General features: G+C 62.3%; 20 protein-coding genes. 19 read left to right on the top strand and 1 reads right to left on the bottom strand.

Going from position 1 to position 19,343, the window contains the following annotated elements:
* The first annotated feature begins 31 nt into the window (after window positions 1-31).
* Genes M1L53_RS25195 through M1L53_RS25105 form a run of 19 tightly spaced genes read left to right on the top strand, consistent with a single transcriptional unit; the run spans window position 32 to window position 18,540 of the window.
* The gene (locus M1L53_RS25195) at window positions 32-598 is read left to right on the top strand and encodes a TetR/AcrR family transcriptional regulator (protein ID WP_024487471.1); all 567 of its coding nucleotides are present in this window, start codon (window positions 32-34) and stop codon (window positions 596-598) included.
* On the top strand, window positions 595-1,800 hold the full coding sequence (locus M1L53_RS25190; RefSeq protein WP_054187431.1) for a cytochrome P450: 1,206 nt from the start codon (window positions 595-597) through the stop codon (window positions 1,798-1,800). The genes M1L53_RS25195 and M1L53_RS25190 overlap by 4 nt, the downstream gene beginning before the upstream one ends.
* On the top strand, window positions 1,800-2,606 hold the full coding sequence (locus tag M1L53_RS25185; RefSeq protein ID WP_003944110.1) for an SDR family oxidoreductase: 807 nt from the start codon (window positions 1,800-1,802) through the stop codon (window positions 2,604-2,606). The genes M1L53_RS25190 and M1L53_RS25185 overlap by 1 nt, the downstream gene beginning before the upstream one ends.
* The gene (locus M1L53_RS25180; RefSeq protein ID WP_003944094.1) at window positions 2,603-3,997 is read left to right on the top strand and encodes a cytochrome P450; all 1,395 of its coding nucleotides are present in this window, start codon (window positions 2,603-2,605) and stop codon (window positions 3,995-3,997) included. Before M1L53_RS25185 ends, M1L53_RS25180 begins: the two co-directional genes overlap by 4 nt.
* Window positions 3,998-3,999: 2 nt before the next feature.
* A complete protein-coding gene (locus tag M1L53_RS25175; RefSeq protein WP_020907945.1) occupies window positions 4,000-4,191 on the top strand; it encodes a ferredoxin in 192 nt (63 codons plus the stop codon).
* A gap of 37 nt (window positions 4,192-4,228) precedes the next feature.
* Window positions 4,229-4,780, top strand: a complete 552-nt coding sequence (locus tag M1L53_RS25170) for a hypothetical protein (RefSeq protein ID WP_042923098.1) — start codon at window positions 4,229-4,231, stop codon at window positions 4,778-4,780.
* 5 nt (window positions 4,781-4,785) lie between these two features.
* Window positions 4,786-6,033, top strand: a complete 1,248-nt coding sequence (locus M1L53_RS25165) for a hypothetical protein (protein ID WP_087503877.1) — start codon at window positions 4,786-4,788, stop codon at window positions 6,031-6,033.
* A gap of 26 nt (window positions 6,034-6,059) precedes the next feature.
* The gene (locus tag M1L53_RS25160) at window positions 6,060-7,697 is read left to right on the top strand and encodes an acyl-CoA synthetase (protein ID WP_054187429.1); all 1,638 of its coding nucleotides are present in this window, start codon (window positions 6,060-6,062) and stop codon (window positions 7,695-7,697) included.
* A 53-nt stretch (window positions 7,698-7,750) separates the two neighbouring features.
* Complete coding sequence (locus tag M1L53_RS25155) at window positions 7,751-9,004, top strand: cytochrome P450 (RefSeq protein ID WP_030536770.1); 1,254 nt, start codon at window positions 7,751-7,753, stop codon at window positions 9,002-9,004.
* A gap of 34 nt (window positions 9,005-9,038) precedes the next feature.
* The gene (locus tag M1L53_RS25150) at window positions 9,039-9,779 is read left to right on the top strand and encodes an ABC transporter permease (RefSeq protein WP_054187440.1); all 741 of its coding nucleotides are present in this window, start codon (window positions 9,039-9,041) and stop codon (window positions 9,777-9,779) included.
* On the top strand, window positions 9,776-10,648 hold the full coding sequence (locus tag M1L53_RS25145) for an ABC transporter permease (RefSeq protein ID WP_003944051.1): 873 nt from the start codon (window positions 9,776-9,778) through the stop codon (window positions 10,646-10,648). Before M1L53_RS25150 ends, M1L53_RS25145 begins: the two co-directional genes overlap by 4 nt.
* Before the next feature lie 9 nt (window positions 10,649-10,657).
* A complete protein-coding gene (locus tag M1L53_RS25140; protein WP_054187428.1) occupies window positions 10,658-11,827 on the top strand; it encodes an MCE family protein in 1,170 nt (389 codons plus the stop codon).
* Window positions 11,824-12,846: an MCE family protein gene (locus tag M1L53_RS25135; RefSeq protein WP_054187427.1), complete on the top strand. Its 1,023-nt coding sequence runs from the start codon at window positions 11,824-11,826 to the stop codon at window positions 12,844-12,846. The genes M1L53_RS25140 and M1L53_RS25135 overlap by 4 nt, the downstream gene beginning before the upstream one ends.
* Entirely contained in the window at window positions 12,843-13,865 is a 1,023-nt protein-coding gene (locus M1L53_RS25130; RefSeq protein WP_030536766.1) for an MCE family protein, read from the top strand. Before M1L53_RS25135 ends, M1L53_RS25130 begins: the two co-directional genes overlap by 4 nt.
* Window positions 13,865-15,127 carry an MCE family protein gene (locus M1L53_RS25125; protein WP_042450459.1) on the top strand — a complete coding sequence of 421 codons (1,263 nt, stop codon included), beginning with the start codon at window positions 13,865-13,867 and terminating at the stop codon, window positions 15,125-15,127. Before M1L53_RS25130 ends, M1L53_RS25125 begins: the two co-directional genes overlap by 1 nt.
* Window positions 15,124-16,257 carry an MCE family protein gene (locus tag M1L53_RS25120; protein WP_185744460.1) on the top strand — a complete coding sequence of 378 codons (1,134 nt, stop codon included), beginning with the start codon at window positions 15,124-15,126 and terminating at the stop codon, window positions 16,255-16,257. Before M1L53_RS25125 ends, M1L53_RS25120 begins: the two co-directional genes overlap by 4 nt.
* Window positions 16,254-17,573 carry an MCE family protein gene (locus tag M1L53_RS25115; protein WP_054187426.1) on the top strand — a complete coding sequence of 440 codons (1,320 nt, stop codon included), beginning with the start codon at window positions 16,254-16,256 and terminating at the stop codon, window positions 17,571-17,573. Before M1L53_RS25120 ends, M1L53_RS25115 begins: the two co-directional genes overlap by 4 nt.
* A complete protein-coding gene (locus tag M1L53_RS25110; RefSeq protein ID WP_232319018.1) occupies window positions 17,540-18,076 on the top strand; it encodes a hypothetical protein in 537 nt (178 codons plus the stop codon). Before M1L53_RS25115 ends, M1L53_RS25110 begins: the two co-directional genes overlap by 34 nt.
* On the top strand, window positions 18,073-18,540 hold the full coding sequence (locus tag M1L53_RS25105) for a hypothetical protein (RefSeq protein ID WP_054187425.1): 468 nt from the start codon (window positions 18,073-18,075) through the stop codon (window positions 18,538-18,540). Before M1L53_RS25110 ends, M1L53_RS25105 begins: the two co-directional genes overlap by 4 nt.
* Here the strand turns inward: M1L53_RS25105 and M1L53_RS25100 are convergent.
* Window positions 18,537-19,127, bottom strand: coding sequence for a TetR/AcrR family transcriptional regulator (locus M1L53_RS25100; protein WP_003943994.1), 591 nt, complete (start codon window positions 19,125-19,127; stop codon window positions 18,537-18,539). The two genes, M1L53_RS25105 and M1L53_RS25100, sit on opposite strands and share 4 nt — an antisense overlap.
* Between the last annotated feature and the right edge of the window lie 216 nt (window positions 19,128-19,343).

The following is a 19,343-nucleotide window of genomic DNA, read 5'->3' as shown; positions in this document are numbered from 1 at the left end:
CAAACGGGGCGATTCAAGTGGCGGGGGATCGATTGTCTACGAATCCACTCGCAGGCGCCTCACGGGCAAACAGGCGGAAACTGTGGCCAGGCTTGCCGAAGCAACAGTGAAAGTTCTACGCAAACAAGAGTTTTCCGGACTGACTGTCCGTTCGGTTGCGGCCGAAGCGGGCGTAGGAACTGCGACCGCCTACACGTATTTCGCGTCCAAGGAGCATCTCGTCGCAGAGGTTTTCTGGCGAAGACTTCAGAACTCGTCGGCGCCTGATGGCTCAGGGTTGGATCGCACCGCGCACGTGCTGTCTGTACTTCGAAATATCGCGCTGCTTCTCGCGGACGAACCGGAGGTATCGGCCGCCGTGACCAATGCACTGCTCGGATCCGACCCTGAAGTGGAACATCTTCGCGGCCGGATCGGGCTCGAGATCCATCAACGACTCGCCTCGGCGTTGGATCCGAATGGCGAACCCGAAGTGTTGGAAGCGCTCGAAATGCTTTATGCCGGGGCGCTTCTGCGGGCAGGGATCGGCTACGGAACCTACGCGCAAATCGCTGGACGCCTCGAGGCCTCAGCTCTACTGATCCTGGAGAAATCATGACAGAAGCTTTGATCGATCCGGTGGTCTTCAATCCGTACGACTACCACTTTCACGACGATCCGTATCCGACGTACAAGCGTCTGCGCGAAGAATCACCCCTGTATCACAATCCGGACGTGGGCTTTTGGGCATTGTCGCGATATGCGGACGTGGTCGACGGATTCAAGGACAACAAGCGTCTGTCGAGCGCAAACGGAGTATCACTCGACCCCGCTGCATACGGTCCACACGCGCATTATGTGATGTCGTTTCTCGCTATGGATGATCCCCGCCATATGCGGTTGCGCCAGTTGGTTTCTCGCGGATTCACACCGCGGCGTGTTGCGGAGCTCGACGGCCGGATACTCGAACTGACGAAGCAACATCTGATACCCGCGCTGGGCGCGGGGGAGTTCGACTGGATTACGGAGGTGGCGGGAAAGCTGCCGATGGACGTCATCTCCGAACTCATGGGTGTCCCCGAACCCGACCGAGCCGAACTGCGGCGCAAGGCGGATCTGGTGGTGCATCGAGAGGCGGGTGTTCTCGACGTGCCGCAACCTGCGGTGGAGGCTTCGATCAGTTTGATGGGCTACTACAAGGAGATGATCGCGCAGCGTCGCCGATCGCGGACGGACGATCTGACCTCGGCCTTGCTCGACGCCGAGATCGACGGAGACAAGCTTTCGGACCAGGAGATCGTCGGATTCATGTTTCTGATGGTCGTGGCCGGAAACGAGACCACGACCAAGCTTCTCGGAAACGCTCTGTACTGGGGTTCGCACCACCGGGAGCAGATCGCACCGGTCCTCGACGATCCCGAACGAGCCTCGGAATGGGTGGAAGAGACTCTTCGCTACGACACGTCGAGTCAGATCGTGGCTCGGACTTCGGTTGTCGACCTCGAATACCACGGGCGCACCATTCCAGCGGGGGAGAAGGTCCTGCTCCTGATCGGATCGGCCAACCGAGACGCCGACGTCTTCGACGATGCCGACAGCTTCCAGATCGGCCGGAGTTCGTCGGGAAAACTCGCGAGTTTCGGTGGTGGCGTGCACTTCTGCCTCGGTGCCCACCTTGCCAAGCTCGAAGCCAAGATCGCCCTGGCGGAGTTCGGGCGTCGGGTCAGCGACTACGAAGTCGTCGAGTCCGGAATCGAGCGTGTTCATTCGACAAATGTCCGGGGCTTTGCGGCCCTGCCGGTGAAAGTGCAGGTGCGCTGATGCCTCGTTTCGAACCCAATCCTGTTCGCCGGCCGGCACTGATCAGTGGTGCGTCGTCGGGAATCGGCACAGCCACCGCGTATGCCCTGGCCGAACTCGGGCATCCGGTTGCACTCGGTGCGCGTCGAGTCGCCGAATGCGAAGCCATCGCCGAGAAGATCCGCAGCAACGGTGGTGAAGCGTTCGCCCACTTCCTCGACGTCACGGACGGTGATTCGGTCGACGGGTTCGTCTCGGCCGCAGAGGCAGTCCACGGCCCCGCGGAAATCGTCGTCTCCGGTGCCGGAGACCTCGAATTCGGGGCTGCGGACGAGATGAATCCTGAGGCGTTTCTACGGCAGATCCAAGTTCACCTCGTCGGTGCGCAGCGATTGGCGCATCGTGTTCTCCCCGGTATGAGGCAACGACAGCGCGGTGACTTCGTACTGATCGGCTCGGATTGTGCCGAGCGCCAGCGTCCACTCATGGGTGCGTACGACGCAGCGAAGGCCGGGCTCGAGGCAATGGGGCGTCAGATGCGAATGGAGCTCGAGGGAACAGGCATTCGCGCGTCGATCGTGCGACCCGGGCCGACACTGACCGGCATGGGGATGGACACGACGCCGGAGATCATCGGACCGGTCGGGGAATCGTGGAGCAAGTGGGGGTTCGCCCGCCATGGTTACTTTCTGCGCGCCTCGGACATCGCCAATGCCATCGTCGCCGTTGTGTCGGCGCCGCGAGGAGCACACATCGTGCTCGTCGAAGTTCAGCCCGAGGCGCCACTGGACAAACTTCCCACTGCGAACTCACAGGAGACGACATGACGCACGGAGTGCAAGAGACGTCGCGAACACTGCCAGAGCCGCCGCGGGTGTCCGGCGGGGATCTCCCGCACGGGCATCTCGAGGAACTGCGAACCGACCCGATAGCGCTCATGCGCCGGGTGCGTGAGGAATGTGGTGACGTCGGCGCCTTTCAACTTGCCGACCGCACAGTGATCTTGCTGTCCGGAGCCGAGGCAAACGAGTTCTTCTTCCGCTCCACCGACGAGGACCTCGACCAACAAGCGGCTTACCCCTTCATGAAGCCGATATTCGGTGAAGGCGTCGTCTTCGACGCCAGCCCGGAGCGGCGTAAAGAGATGCTGCACAACTCGGCTCTGCGCGGCGAACAGATGCGCGGGCACGCCGCCACGATCGGCCGCGAAGTCGAGGCGATGGTCGCGCAGTGGGGAGACGAAGGCGAGATCGATCTGCTCGACTTCTTCGCCGAGCTGACCATCTACACCTCGTCGGCGTGCCTGATCGGCAAGAAGTTCCGCGACGAACTGGATGATAGCTTCGCCAAGCTGTATCACGAGCTCGAACAGGGAACGGATGCATTGGCTTTCGTGGATCCGTACGCGCCGATCGAGAGTTTCCGCCGCCGCGACGAGGCCCGGTTGGCGTTGGTCGCTCTGGTACAGGACATCATGAACAGGCGCATCGCGAATCCTCCGCAGGGCAAGGATGACCGCGACATGTTGGACGTGTTGGTCTCGGTCAAGGACGAGAACGGCGACCTCCGGTTCAGTGCCGACGAGATCACCGGCATCTTCATCTCGATGATGTTCGCCGGCCACCACACGACTTCCGGCACGGCAGCGTGGTCGTTGATCGAGATGTTGCGGCATCCCGACACCATGACGGACGTCGTCGACGAACTCGACAATCTGTACTCCGACGGCGCCGACATCAGTTTTCATGCCCTGCGCCAGATTCCGGTTCTGGAGGCTGTGGTCAAGGAAACCCTTCGACTGCATCCGCCGTTGATCATCCTGTTGCGGGTGGCACGTGGAGATTTCGAAGTGGGAGGCTTCGAGATCCGAGAGGGCCATCTTGTCGCCGCGACACCCGCGATCTCCAATCGAATCGCCGAGGACTTTCCCCGGCCGGACACCTTCGATCCCGGGAGGTACATCGACCCGAATCAAGAGGACATCGTCAACCGCTGGACGTGGATTCCGTTCGGAGCCGGCCGGCATCGCTGCGTCGGCGCTGCGTTCGCCCAGATGCAGCTCAAAGCGATCTTCTCGATCCTGCTGCGGGACTTCGAGTTCGAGATGGCGCAGCCGTCGGAATCCTACCGAAACGACCACAGCAAGATGGTCGTCCAGTTGCAGCAGCCGTGCGCGGTGAGGTACCGGCGCCGAACACGTCCCGGGCGTGAGGGGTGATCATGCACGTCGAAGTCGACCTCGACCTGTGCCAAGGCCATGCGGCATGCGAGCTGGAGGCACCGGAGATCTTTGTCGTCCCGAAGCGGGGGAAGGTCAGTCTTCTGGACTCCGACCCACCCGAGTCGCTCCGCGGTGAAGCCGAGATGGCGGTCAGGTACTGCCCGACCGGCGCCCTGAGAATTGTCGATTGATTGCAGCGAATTCATGTGCTCGAGGGAGGAAGTTCAGATGACGGGTTTCGACCGCGCAGAGCTCGACGAGATGGTCCAACGCTGGATCGAGGCGAACAAAAAGGCCGAAGCCGCCGGCGATTGGAAACCGTTGGCGGACATGTATACCGAGGACGCCACGTACGGGTGGAACTACGGCCCCAAGCAGGATTTCATGGCGGTGGGGCGCGAGGAGATTCGTGAAGTCGCGCTCGGTCTCGAGATGAAGGGCCTCGAAGGCTGGGAGTATCCGTATCAAGACTTTGTGATCGACGACCGTAGCGGAAACGTGATCGGCTTGTGGAAGCAGATTTCCGATGCCAAGCGTGAGGACGGTAGCAACTACTCCGTCTACGGTATCGGTGGTAGTTGGTTCCGCTACGGCGGGGATTTCCAATGGTCCTGGCAGCGTGACTTCTTCGATTTCGGGAACGTGTCGGCATTGTTCATGGAGATGATCGGCAACAATGCTCTCTCGAAGGGGATGCAGGGGCGGATCCAGCGATCGATCTCGGGCAACCCGCTGCCGGGCTGGTATCCGGTGGGCACCGCGCCGGTTTCGCTGTGGTGAGTCCTATGTCGGTGCGCGATTCCTTCGAGGCACTCTCGCAGCGCGACCTTGCCGTGCTGGTGCCCGAGTTGCTCCTGTGCGGGCAACTCATCGACCGCTCGGGCATGGCGCATCTGATCGTCGAATTCGGGCGCGAGGGTATGGCACAGGTGGCCGTCGAGGAGTGGGAATCGGCCAGCCCCTGGTACACCCGCCGCATGCAGAAGGCTCTCGGATACGAGGGCGACGACGTCGTGACGATCTTCAAAGGATTACAACTCGACATCGGCGCTCCGCCACAGTTCATGGACTTTCGATACCGGGTCGACGATCCGCTGCACGGTGAATTCTGGCTCGATCATTGCGGAGCACTCATGGACGTCGAGCCGTTGGGCGATGAGTTCGTGACCTCGATGTGTCACGACATCGAGGATCCGACTTTCGATGCAACGGCCATCGCGACCAACCCGCGCGCCCAGATCCGGCCGATTCACCGACCACCGCGCAGGCCCGCCGACCGACATCCGCACTGCGCCTGGACCGTTTCCATCGACCCGTCGCACACGCCTCCCGTGATGACCGCGCACACCGAGCAGATCGGACGCACCGCCGCGGTGACGGTCGAGCTGAGCCCGATCGATCACGGTGGGGACGGCAGGGCGGACTACTCGGGTCCGTTGTTGTCCGACCTGAGGTTTTCCGACTTCTCGCGATCAGCCTTGGTTCGTATCGCAGAGGAGATCTGCGTGCAGCATCATCTGTTGGCGTTGGGCTTTCTGGCAGCGGTTCGCCGCCGTGCCGACGAAGACAAGGCTCGCGAGATCACGCGAAAGCAATTGACCGGAATCGCGGGAGTTGCGGCACAGCGTATTCGAGATGCGCTCGGGCTTCCTTCGACGCTGGAATCGTTGGCATTGGTCCTGTCCGTGCATCCCTTGCTGAATCCGAAGCAGTATGTGGAGAGCGAGATTCGACAGGACGGCGGTGCTCTGGAGCTGCGGATCTCGCGAGAAGCTCTTGTCGACCGCGACGGCGGTTGGCCGACCTTGCTCGGCAGCGAGCACCTTGATCCTCTCCAAGCTTTGGTCCGCGGCGTGAATCCGCACTTCACCGTGAGAGTGGTGGCCGAAGATGCCGCGGGGCTTCTTCTGGCCGTCGACATCACCGAGGCTCCCGCTCCGGAATGCGTCGAAGTCGCCATCACGAAGGTCAGTACCGGCGCGGCATTCGTATTCGAAGATCGCGGAATCCCCTTGCCTCTCTTCGTCGTCTGACCGGCCGAACCCGAAGGACTCAACCTATGGCGTACACGTTTGCAGACCTGTTCGAGCATTCCGTCGATGTGATGCCCGATCGCCTCGCGCTGATCGTTTCCGGCGAGGAGGTGACATACCGTGAGCTCGACGAGCGGGCCAACCGATTGGCGCATTACTTCCAGTCCGTCGGGTTGGGTGTCGGTTCGCACATCGGTATTCAGCTGCACAACTCGATCGAGGCGATGGTTGCTGTCCTCGCGGCCTTCAAGATCCGCGGCGTTCCCATCACGGTGAACTACCGCTACACGAGCGACGAATTGGTTTACCTGTACGAGAACGCGGATCTCACGGCGTTGGTTTTCCATCGTGGTTTCGCTGAGCGGGTCGCCGAGGCCTTGGTGGCCACGCCGCGGGTCAAGTACGTGATCGAGGCGGCGGACGAACTCGCTCTCGGGAACGAACCGTCGATTCCGGGGGCAGTGGCGTACGAGGATGCGCTCGGCAACCAATCCTCGCTTCGCACAGGTGAACATGCATTTCCCGAGCGTTCCGGCGATGACGTCTACGTTCTCTACACCGGCGGAACAACCGGACGACCGAAAGGCGTCGTCTGGCGGCAGGAAGACATCTGGCGCGTATTGGCCGGCGGTTACGACTTCTATTCGGGTGAGCCGATCGCCGACGAGTACCAGCAGTCGCGCGGTGGCGCCGCGGCAGCCGAACCGATGCGGTGGTGCATGCTTCCACCGCTGATCCACACTTCGGCACTGATGCCGACGTTCAACGCTCTGTTCTCCGGAAACACCGTCATCTTCGAACCGAAGTTCGATGCGGCACAGGTCTGGAAAGTCGTCGCCGAGTATCGGCCGCAGGTCATGGTCATCACCGGCGACGCCATGGGCCGTCCACTGGTCGAAGCCCATCACGAATTGCAACCGGATGGGTCGAGCCTGGCTGTGCTCGCCTCTGGCGCTGCGCTCTTCTCCGGATCGGTCAAAGATGCGTTCTTCGACGTCTTTCCGAATCTGATGATCTCCGATTCGGTTGGATCGTCCGAAACAGGCTTCGGCGGAATCGGATTCGCAACCAAAGGGCTCGAGCAGCGTGGCGGACCCAAAGTGGGTGCCAACAGATTCACGGTCGTCGTCGACGACGACAACCGTGTGTTGGAGCCGGGCTCGGGCGCCGAAGGATGGCTGGCGAAACTCGGAAACGTTCCACTCGGCTACTACAAGGATCCGGTGAAGTCGGCCGAGATATTCCGCGAGGTGAACGGCGCACGGGCAGTGGTGACCGGAGACCGGGCGCGGATCGAGGACGACGGCTCGGTCACCCTCCTCGGACGGGGAAACATGGTGGTCAACACCGGCGGCGAGAAGGTCTTCGTGGAAGAAGTCGAAGCCGTGGTGAAGGCCCATCCCGACATCTACGATGCGACAGTGATCGGTGTTCCGGACGAGCGGTGGGGCAATCGGGTGGCGGCAGTGCTTCGCATCCGCGACGGTGTGGAACCGGATTTCGAATCCATCGAGAAGCACGCCCGCAGTCACCTCGCCGGCTACAAGATTCCGCGTTCCTTCTGGATCGCCGACGAGGTCGTTCGAGCGCCGAGCGGCAAGCCGGACTACCGCTGGGCCAAGGAGTTCTCACAGAACCGCGACCCGGTCCACCGGATCGACTAGCGCTCACACGCAACACCCGGCACCCGGCACCCATCCGTAAAGGAGCATCTGCAATGCCTGAGATCGACCTTCCCGACGGGTTCGACGTGACCGACCCACATCTGTACGGCGAGCGCGTCCCGCTTGCCGAGTTCGCCGAACTACGACGATGCGCTCCGGTCTGGTGGAACGCCCAGGAACCGGGTACCGGCGGATTTCACGACGGTGGTTGTTGGGTTGTCTCCCGCCACGCAGACGTCCGCGACGTCTCGTTGCGCAGCGAGGAGTTCTCGAGCAACGTCAACGGCTGCATTCCGCGGCATGAAGACAACATCTCGGCGGAGGAGTTGGAGGCGACGAAACACGTCCTCATCAACAAGGACGCCCCTGAGCACACACAGCTGCGCAAGTTGGTGGCACGCTTGTTCACTCCGCGGTCGGTGGAAGCGATGCGGGCCGGGTTGGAAGCGCGGGCAGAAGACATAGCGTCGGCTGCCGTGGCGGAAGGTAGCGGTGATTTTGTCAGCCAGGTCGCCAGCGAGTTACCCATGCAGGCGATCTCGGAGCTGATCGGTGTACCGCAGGACGGGCGCCGTCAGCTGTACGAATGGTCGAATCAGATGACGGGATACGACGACGAGTCACTCGCCGGCGAGTCTCGGATGGCGTCGGCGCAGATATTGGGCTACGCCTATCAACTGGCTGAGGCGAGACGGGAGGAACCGCTCGACGACATCATCTCGCGCTTGGTGCATGCCGACATCGACGGGCAGAAACTCACCCCGGAACAGTTCGGTTTCTTCGTCATCATGTTGGCTGTCGCGGGCAACGAAACGACGCGAAACGCAACGACACTCGGCATGATGGCATTTCTCGAGCATCCGGATCAGTGGGAACTGTACAAGCGCGAGCGTCCGCGCACCGCCGCGGACGAGATCATCCGCTGGGCTTCGCCACTGACGTCGATGCAACGAACAGCAGTGGTGGACACACAGATTGCCGGCACTGCGATTGCGAAGGGGCAGCGCGTCGTACTGCTCTACGGCTCGGCGAACTTCGACGAAACCGTCTTCGGGAACCCCGACGTCTTCGACATCACCCGAGACCCGAACCCGCACCTCGCGTTCGGAGGAACCGGGCCGCACTACTGCGTCGGCGCCAACCTGGCCAGAATGGAGGTCGATCTGATCTTCGGCAAGATCGCCGATCACATGCCCGACATCAGCAAGCTCGGCGATCCGAGCAGGCTCTCGTCCGGTTGGCTCAACGGGATCAAGGAATTCAAGGTCGACTACGGCAACTCCACGTCATGTCCTTCGGGGCATTGACGTGTACAGCGGAAGAGTTGCACTTGCGGGCCCGATGCGCGAACTCGGCCAGTTCTACCGGATGGGCGCCGATGTCGCAGTGGGCTTGTTCCGCACCCGCTTTCAGGTGCAGGAGTTTCTCGAGCAGAGTTGGACGATCGCCCGGGTGTCGATCGTGCCGACAGTGTTGGTAGCCGTGCCGTTCACGGTCCTGGTGAGTTTCACCCTCAACATCCTTCTCCGCGAAATCGGTGCCGCCGACCTCAGCGGCGCCGGGGCCGCGCTCGGTGCCGTGACTCAGGTCGGTCCGGTGGTGACGGTGCTGATCGTGGCAGGTGCGGGCGCGACAGCCATCGCCGCCGATCTGGGATCGAGAACGATTCGTGAAGAGATCGACGCCATGGAGGTGCTCGGGATCGATCCGATCACTCGGCTGGTGATTCCTCGGGTGGTCGCGTCGACCGTGGTGGCTTTGCTGCTCAACGGACTCGTCTGCGTCATCGGCATCGCCGGCGGTTACGCCTTCTCGGTGTTTCTCCAGGGAGTGAACCCTGGCGCCTTCGTCGAGGGAATCACGTTGCTGACCGGCCTGCCCGAGGTGGCGTTGTCGATGGTCAAAGCTGCACTGTTCGGGATGCTGGCGGGATTGGTGGCCTGCTATCGCGGACTGTCGGTACGGGGTGGGCCGAAAGGCGTGGGGGAGGCCGTCAACGAAACGGTGGTGTACGCATTCATGGCGTTGTTCGTCGTCAACACCATCGTCACCGCGGTCGGCATCCGATTGACGGCGGGGTGATCGAGGTGACGCTGTCGGATTCGCTGGCACAAATCGGCAAGTTCGGACGCACGCGGGCGCGGGTGGCTCGAACGTCACGCTCGATCGACGACGTCGGGCGACAAGCTGTCTTCTTCGCGCGCGCCATCGCTCACATCCCGTGGGCAATTCGCAAACACCCGAAAGAAGTGTTGAGGCTGGTAGCCGAGATCAGCATGGGCACCGGAGCTTTGGCAGTGATCGGCGGCACGGTTGCGGTCGTAGGATTTTTGACTCTCGCCTCGGGCGGCACCATTGCGATCCAAGGTTTCAGCTCACTGGGAAATATCGGAGTCGAAGCGCTCACCGGATTCTTCTCCGCCTTCATCAATGTTCGTATCGCTGCGCCGGTCATCGCGGGAATCGGCCTGTCGGCCACGATCGGCGCAGGTTCGACCGCGCAGATCGGTGCCATGCGCATCAGTGAGGAAATCGACGCCCTCGAATCGATGGCGATCAGTTCGGTCCCGTACGTCGTCAGCACCCGCGTCACCGCAGGGATGATCGCGATCTTGCCGCTGTACTCATTGGCGCTCGTAGGATCTTTTCTGGCCGGAAGGTTCACCACGGTCGTGCTGTTCGGTCAGTCCTCCGGTCTTTACGACCACTACTTCACGACGTTCCTCGATCCGGTCGATGTCGCATGGTCCTTCGTTCAAGTGCTCGTGATGGCACTACTGGTGATGCTGATCCACACGTACTACGGATACAACGCGTCCGGGGGACCGTCGGGCGTGGGAACTGCAGTGGGCCGCGGGGTTCGGCTCTCGCTGATCTGCGTCGTGGCGGTGACCCTGCTCGTCTCACTCGCGCTCTACGGCGGTTCCGGCAACTTCAATCTGTCCGGTTAGGGGGACTGCGTGCACAGATACGGCTACAAGTTGGCTGCTCTGGGCTTGGCTGCGGCGATCGTCGGGGTCATCGCTTTGTCGGTCGCGTCTTTCAACCAGGTGTTTGTCGCTCGCGTCCCGATCACGGTGATCGCGGAGCGCGCGGGGCTCGTGATGGATCCGGGCGCGCGGGTGAAGATGGCCGGGGTGACCGTGGGCTCGGTGGAGTCCATCACGCCGACTGACGACGCCACCGCGCAACTGTCGTTGTCGATCGATCCCGAAGCGCTCGAGTCGATTCCGTCAAACGTGGATGTGGCGATCACGTCGAACACGGCCTTCGGCGCGAAGTTCGTCAGCCTGTCCTCGCCGGAGCAGCCGAGTAACGCGCGACTTGCCGCCGGGGCGACGATCGACGCATCCCGGTTGACCGTCGAGCTGAACACGGTGTTCGAGAAACTCACCACCGTGCTCCGGACAGTGGACCCGGGCAAACTCGATTCGACATTGGGTGCCCTCTCGACTGCTCTGCAAGGACGCGGCGAACGGCTCGGGGTCGCACTCGAACAAGCAGATTCCTCCTTGCTCGAATTCAACACTGCACGTGAGGCTCTCGATCATGTGTTGACTGACCTGCCAGCCGTCACACAGACCTACCGCGACGCTGTTCTCGACTTGATGGACACGCTCGACTCGCTCACGACGACGGGATCCACTGTTCTCGACGAGCAGCAGAATCTTGATCTCCTCTTGCTCAACGTGATCGGGCTGGCCCGCACCGGCGAGGACGTACTGGGAGCCAACGCCGACGGCGTCGACACCGTTCTTTCCCTGCTACGTCCGACGACCGCTCTGCTCGAGGAATACTCCCCGGTGATTCCCTGTATGTTCCACGGTCTGCAGGAGAGCAAGCGGATCGGCGACGGCGCCTACAACGGTCAACCGGGCATCAAGATGTCGATAGGTCTGATTGCCGGAACCGAACCGTACCGCTATCCCGACGACCTGCCCAAGGTGGCGGCAACCGGCGGTCCGCAGTGTATGGGTCTCCCTTTGCGTGATCCGAACGTCAATGCGCCGTACCTGGTGACCGATACCGGGGTGAATCCGTTTGCGCCCGAGCGTCAGCCGAATGGTGGGCAACCGATGAACACGGTCCCGGATCTGATGAGCTACCTGTTCGGGACGGAGATCCGATGAAAGTTCGTGGGTACACCGTCAAGTTCGGAATTTTTGTTCTGGTGATGATCCTCGTCAACGCCGGGCTGATCCTCGTGTTCGGCCAGCTGCGGGGTGGCGACGCGAGGTCGTACTCGGCGGAGTTCGTCAACGCCTCCGGGCTCAGAGCCGGCGACAAGGTGCGCATCGCCGGTGTGCCGGTCGGTTCTGTCGGCTCCGTCGAATTCGGTGGGAATCACCGTGCCCACGTGAGTTTCAGTGTGGATACGGGTGACACCGTGACCGTATCGACCAGGGCCGCTGTTCGATATCAGGATCTGGTGGGTAATCGATACCTCGAACTGCTCGACGATCCGGGGATCGCGGAACCGCAACCGGAGGGCGAGAGCATCCCCGTCGATCGCACCGCACCGGCACTCGACCTCGATGCGCTACTCGGTGGTTTCAAGCCGCTGTTTCAAGCCCTGGACCCGGAGCAGGTCAACGCGTTGTCGATGTCCTTGCTCGAGGTGTTTCAAGGCCAGTCCGGAACTGTGGCATCGGTGCTGGTGCACACCGGATCGATTACGAACACTCTCGCAGACCGCGACCAACTGATCGGTCGAGTGATCGGCAACCTCGACGGTGTGCTCAGCGAATTGCGCAGCCGCGGTGGTCAGTTCAGTGACACTCTCGATCACCTACAACAGCTGGTCAGCGGGCTCGCGGCGGACCGGGAGATGATCGGGACTGCCGTCGAGAGTGTGAACACCGCATCAGGCGCCTTCGCCGATCTCCTCGCCGGAGTTCGCCCGGACATCGCGGGAAACCTGTCGAAGCTGGACGCAAGCCTGAATCCGCTGATCGAGCAACAAAGTGAGCTCGATCGGATTCTCGCGTCCATGCCCTCGAACTACAAGCAGCTGATCCGAGTCGGCTCGTACGGGTCGTTCTTCAACTTCTATCTGTGCGGAATCGCACTGAAGGTCGACGGTGCCGACGGTACGCCGCTCACTGTCGACCTGGTGGATCAGACGACCGGAAGGTGCGCACCACGATGAGAGAGATGGCACAGAGCCAGGCCGTACGCGTGGGGGTCGTGGGATTGGTCGTCACGGCCGCCGTCGTATTGGCATCGCTCCAGTATCAGAATCTGCAGTTCCTGAAATCGGGTGTCGGGTACAGCGCGGTGTTCGCCGACGCCAGCGGTCTCGCGCCGGGAGACGAAGTCAACGCCGCCGGAGTGAAGATCGGAACGGTGGATCGGATCGAGGTCGAGCACGGACTTGCGCGCGTGGATTTCACACTGGAAGGCTCGATCGGTTTGGGAGAAAGCACATCGGCGGCCGTCACCACGATGTCGTTGCTCGGCAAGCGAGCGGTATCGCTCGATCTGGACGGTCCGGGAAGGATCGCGGTCGGCGGCGAGATCCCGGTCGAGCGAACAAGATCGGCGTACTCGCTGCCCGACGTGCTCGGTGACCTCACCACGACGGTCGAGGACATCGATCTCGACCAACTCTCCGAATCGCTCGACGCAGTGGGGCAGGTGATGTCCGACAGTGCGCCGAACCTGAGGCCGGCGCTGGACGGTGTCGCACGGATCTCCGACAGCGTCAATAGACGCGACGACATGTTGCGCACCTTGCTGTCCGATGCAAACGACGTCGCCGGGACGCTGGCCGAGCGTGGACCACAGGTCAACGCGCTACTCGTCGACGGCAACGCCTTGTTGGGAGAACTGGATCGGCGACAGGCGGCGCTGGGGGAAGTGATCACGAACATCTCGGCGTTGTCGACCCAGCTGAGCGGACTCGTCCACGACAACGAGGCGCAATTGCAGCCGGTCCTCGGCAAACTCGACACGGTTGTCGGAATTCTGCAGAACAACAAGGACAACCTTTCTCAGGGAATCGACGGTCTCGGTACGTACGTGGGCACGCTCGGTGACACCGTGGCCAGCGGCCCCTTCTACTACGCCTACGTTCAGAACCTGGTGCCAGCGCAATACACCCAACCGTTGATCAACGCGATGTTCGGGCTACCACCTGCGCCGCTACCGATTCCGGAGGTTCGATGATGGGTGCCTTACGAGTTCGCAAACCGGTGAACTGGCGTCGAATCGCCGTCGTTGGTGGAAGCGTCATCGGTGCGGCGATCGTCGTCGTGTCGGGATACCTTGCGGTGCAACATCTGCGCTACTACAACGTGACGGCCTACTTCACCTCGACGACCGGTCTGTATGTCGGTGACGACGTTCGTGTCGTGGGAGTCGACGTCGGCCGCGTCACCGCGATCGCCCCACAGGGAGATCGAATGCGCGTCGAACTGAAATTGGCGCGCGAGGTTCCCGTCGCCGAGGACGCGAAAGCGGTGATCGTTGCCCAGTCGCTGGTCTCGGCCCGCTTCGTGCAGTTGACGCCGGCGGTGACGGACGGCGCCGACGCACTGAATGACGGTGCGGAGATCCCACTCGACAGAACGGCCGTCCCGGTCGAGTGGGACCAGATCAAGGAACAGCTGGGCCGGGCTGCCGATGCTTTGGGTCCCGTCGGGGACGATCGCGGTCCCGCCGCCAACTTCCTTGACGGTGCCGGATCCGCACTGGCCGGCAACGGGGAAGCGCTGGGGCGCTCGGTGACCGAACTCTCGGAGGCTATGAGCACACTCGACGAAGGCGGAGCCGATCTGTTCGGCACCATCCGCGGCCTGCAGACCTTCACGACCGCACTCGCCGCAAGCGACGAACAGATCGTTCAGTTCCAAGGACGACTGGCAAATGTCTCGAGTGTGCTCGCCGAGAGCCGGACGCAATTGGCTCCGGCTCTCGCCGATCTGGACGCCGCCGTCGTCGACGTACAGCGGTTCGTCGAACAGAACCGAACCGGCTTGACGGAGCAGATCGCGAAGTTGGCCGACGTGTCCCAGGTACTGGTCGACAAGCGCGCAGGCCTCGAGAAGGTACTGCATCTGGCTCCGACAGCGTTGTCGAACTACTACAACGTCTACCGGCCGGCCCAAGGAGCGATGGTGGGTGTGCCCGCATTCCAGAACGTCGGCAACCCGATCGACTTGATCTGCGGCGGAATCGCCGGCCTGGCCAACGACACCTCGAAGAAGGGCGCGGATTTGTGCATCGAATACCTCGGCCCGTTGCTCAACACGATCAAGGCCAACTACCCGGACCTGAGCATCAATCCGACCCGGGCGCTCGGCGCTCTTCCGGACCAACTGGTGTACAGCGAGCCTGATCTGGAACCGACTGGCGCCTTGGGCTTTCCGACGGTACCGGTGGCGTCTGATCTGACCGGCTTGCTCATGCCGTCGACAGGATCACGATGACTGGCCGCCGGTGGGGAACAGTGTGTGTGGCGGCGAGCGCCGTGCTCGTTCTGACGGGTTGTCAATGGAGCGGGCTGAATTCGGTGTCGCTGCCGGGCGCGGCCGGCCGCGGTGAGGGAAGTTTCTCGGTCGTGATCGAGATGCCGGACGTCACGTCGATCAGTCCCAACTCTCCGGTCATGGTCAACGACGTGACAGTCGGAAGTATCAGTGCGATCGAGACCGACAACTGGCACGCACGGGTGACGGTTGCGCTCGACGGCTCGGTGTCGCTGCCCGCCAACGCGACTGCCAAGATCGGCCAAACCAGTCTGCTCGGATCCAAACACGTCGCGCTCGCGCCGCCCACCGAGGTGGCGCCGGAAGGGCGGTTGTCGGAAGGATCCGTGATTCCCCTTGCATCGGCCAGTGTCTATCCCACCACCGAGGAAGCGTTGACGGCACTGTCATTGGTCCTCAACGGCGGCGGGCTCGCTCAGATTCACAGCATCACCACGGAGCTGAACACGGCGCTCGGCGGACGGACCGACGCGGCGCGCGACCTGCTGAGTCAGATGGATACCGTGACCGAAACACTCGACCGCCAACGTGATGCGATGGTCACGACCATGGAGAATCTCGACGTCTTCGCCGGCGAGATCACGGCTCAGCGAGACGTTCTCGGTGAGGCGTTGGAGACCCTTGATCCGGCCTTGGCGGAACTCAGCGCCCAACGCGTCGACCTGACCACCGCCCTCGATGCGGTCGGCAGGTTCGGGGACGTCGGGACCGATCTGGTCGACCGGACCCGCGACGATTTGAAAGCCAATTTGAGCGCCTTGGAATCGACGCTGCAGAAGGTGGTCGAAACAGGACCGGACCTGATCAACAATTTGGGCAACCTGAGTACCTTCCCCTTCCCCCAGACGACCATCGACGACGGAATGCGCGGCGATTACACCAATCTGTGGGCGCTGATCGACCTCACGAGTAATCGCCTCCAGTCAGGTCTCGGCTTCGGTACGCCGTTCGGGGCGCCGCAAACCCCCGTGGAGAACGGAATACTGGTCGATCCCTTGACCGCCCCACTCGGCACAGGGCAGCCCGGCCCACTTGGCACAGCGCAGCCCGCCCAGGGAGGTGGACGATGATTCTCACGAAGTTGGTGCGAAGGCAATTGACGATCTTCGCGATCCTGGCGGTGATAGGCATGAGCGCAGCGGCTATCTCGTACCTGAGAGTTCCGACCATGCTCGGAATCGGGCGCTATTCGGTGACAGTCGAACTGCCCGACGCCGGTGGCCTGTATCGGAACGCGAACGTGACCTATCGCGGCGACACCATCGGTCAGGTCAGATCGGTGCGTCTGTCTCCGGGAGTGGTACGCGCCGAATTATCTTTGGAGAGTGCGGTTCCCGTTCCCTCCAGCGGGCTCGCAGTAGCGGTGCGAAGTGTGTCGGCCATCGGCGAGCAATACGTCGACATGCAACCGAGAACCGCGGACGGACCGTTTCTGGCCGACGGAGACGTGATCGGCCCCGACGCTGTCACGATCCCGACCGAGATCGGACCGGTCCTCGATCAGGCGCAGGCGATGCTCGCATCGGTACCGCAGGACAAGTTGCGGTCGGTGATCGACGAGTCCGCGGCAGCATTCGGTGGCAGGGGAGAGGACCTGGCTCGTCTGCTGGATTCGACCACCTCGTTCGTCGATCAGATGTCTGCTGCCACAACCCCGGCCACGACGCTCGTACAGCAGTTGGATCCGCTCCTGCAGACCCAGGTGGTGACGGGCGATCAGATTCGCCAGTGGGCGTCCAGCGTCGCTCAACTCAGTGGACAGTTGGAGATCGCCGACGGGTCCGTGCGCAATATCCTCGAGACCGGACCGGGCTTCGCGACTGAAGCCGACCTGCTGTTTCAAGGCCTCAAACCCACTTTGCCTGTGCTGCTTGCCAATTTCACCAGCACCGCTCAGGTGGCTTTGACGTACAACGCCGGGTTGGAGCAGGTGCTCGTCATCTTGCCGCCACTGGTCGCGGCACAGGAAACCGTTGTCCAACGCGGGCAGGTGGACGGCGCCGCGAACGTCAACTTCCATCTCCAAGCGCAGGACCCTGCGGCGTGCTCGACCGGCTACCTTCCGGCCGATCAGCGACGGGACCCGACCCAGACGAGTGTGCCGGACACCCCGGCTGATCTGTACTGCAAAGTGCCACAGAACTCGGTCTTCGCCGTTCGTGGATCTCGGAACATTCCCTGTATGGAGGTACCGGGCAAACGAGCACCGAGCCCGGAGATCTGCCGGAGCCCCGAAGCGTACGTGCCGTCGGGGACCAATGCGCCCGGCGAGTTGTACACCGGGCCTGACGGAGTCGACTATCGACACACGGAGTTGGCTCCGGCTGACTCCGGTCCGGGGGAGGGTGAGCCGTGGCAACAGTTGCTGACGCCGACGAATCGCTGAGAGGTGAGGTGCTGGATCCGGTCGGAGGGAAGCGCGGTGTACTCACTGCCCTCGTCTGGATTGCACTCGCGGCGCTGAGCGTCGTTGTGGTCTTCGGTGCTCTGGCAGTTCGATCGGACCGCGCGCGAGAGTCCCAGCGTCAAGAGTACGTCGACGGTGCGGTCGCAGGAGCCCTCGCTCTGATCGACGTTCACTCCGCCACAGTCGACGAGAATCTCGCGACGCTACAGGCCCTGAGTACGGGAGCCTTTGCCGACGAACTGAAGTCCGGCGAATCTGCGTTCGTCGCGTCCATCCGTGATTTTGCCGTCGATTCCGACGGTCGTGTCGACACCGCAGCGTTGGCATCGGAATCCGGAACCTCGGGGGTGGTACTGATCGCCGCCTCTGCTCAGGTCGCCAATTCAGCGGGAGAGTCTTCGGCGCGAACCTACCGTCTTCGCGTCGGTGTCGAAGAGGTCGACGGTCGGGTACTGATGTCGAGTGTGGAGTTCGTCCCGTGAAGCGCGTGGTCTTGGCGTTTGCAGCGCTGATCTTGGTGGGAGCCGGCGGGACTCTGCTCTGGAGTCACCACCGTTCGGCAGCAGCCGAAACCGCACGTGCCGAGGTGATCGGTGTGGCGCCGATGCTCGTCGAGAAGCTCTTGAGCTACAACAGCGATACCGTCGACGACGACCTCGCACGAGCGGCCGAAGGCGCCGGCGGATCGTTTCAGGACAGTTTCACCGAATTCGGATCGAAAACAGTTGCCCCACAGTCGAAGGAGCAGGGAATCAGCACGAAAGCCCGAGTCGTCGATGTCGGTGTGCTCTCCGTTGCTGCGGACCGCGCAGAAGTGCTCGTGTTCGTCGATCAGATCACGACGAGTGCCGCGCAACCGGCACCTGCGTCGACGTCGAGCCGAGTCGAGGTGACGCTCGATCGAGTCGAGGGAACATGGTTGGTGAGTGCCATGACTCCGGTCTAGTGGAGGTTGTCGCGACCCGCCATGATCAGCCTGGCAGTGACTTCGAGCCGGTCTGCGATCTGCGAATAGGACTCGTAACCCATGCCGGCTCGAACAAGCGCTCCGGACCAGGAGATTTCGAGTGCTTCGAGTACGTCGGGATCGTATGACGGCCCCAGCGCCTCGATGAGCCGCTCGCGGATGTTCTTGCCGATACGTCCGCGGAGGTGTTCGACGTCGGGATCATTGCCCATCATCGCCGTGGTCACGGCCGCGGCCAGCTCCGGTTCGTCGGAAACGAGGAGTGCGACGCTTCGAAGGACCGAGCAGACCTGCGCTTCTCGTTCCGCCTCGGGGGAGGGCTCGTGAGGTACCGCGTCGAGTCGGCGCCAGAACAGTTCTGCCACAAGGTGACTCTTGGACGAAAAATAGGTGTACGCCGTAGCCGCGGCGACACCGGCTTCCGCTGCCACCATTCGCACAGTCAGATCGGCAAACCCTTTGTCGCGCAGGACCGTGATCGCTGCCGCGGTCAATCGATCGACGGTTTCGGCTTGCTGCTGGGTCAGTCGGCGGCGAGTGGACTCGAACTTGGTCTTACCAGACATGTGTCCAGACACTACGGGATCGGACCCGTGCGGGCAAAGTGTGCGCTATCTCCGCTCGTTCTCGCTCCCGCTCGGCGTCATGTCTCGCTCCCGCTCGGCGTCATGTCTCGCTCCCGCTCGGTGGGACAGAATTTCGAACCCCCGCGATCGCTAAGTCCATGTGTTAGAACGATTTCTAGAACATGTTCGGAAATTGTGCCCAGAATCGGAGAGGCT

It is taken from the genome of Rhodococcus sp. T9N (genome assembly GCF_024436645.1).
GTDB lineage: Bacteria > Actinomycetota > Actinomycetes > Mycobacteriales > Mycobacteriaceae > Rhodococcus_F > Rhodococcus_F qingshengii.
This window is presented reverse-complemented; position numbering and strand designations above follow the sequence as displayed.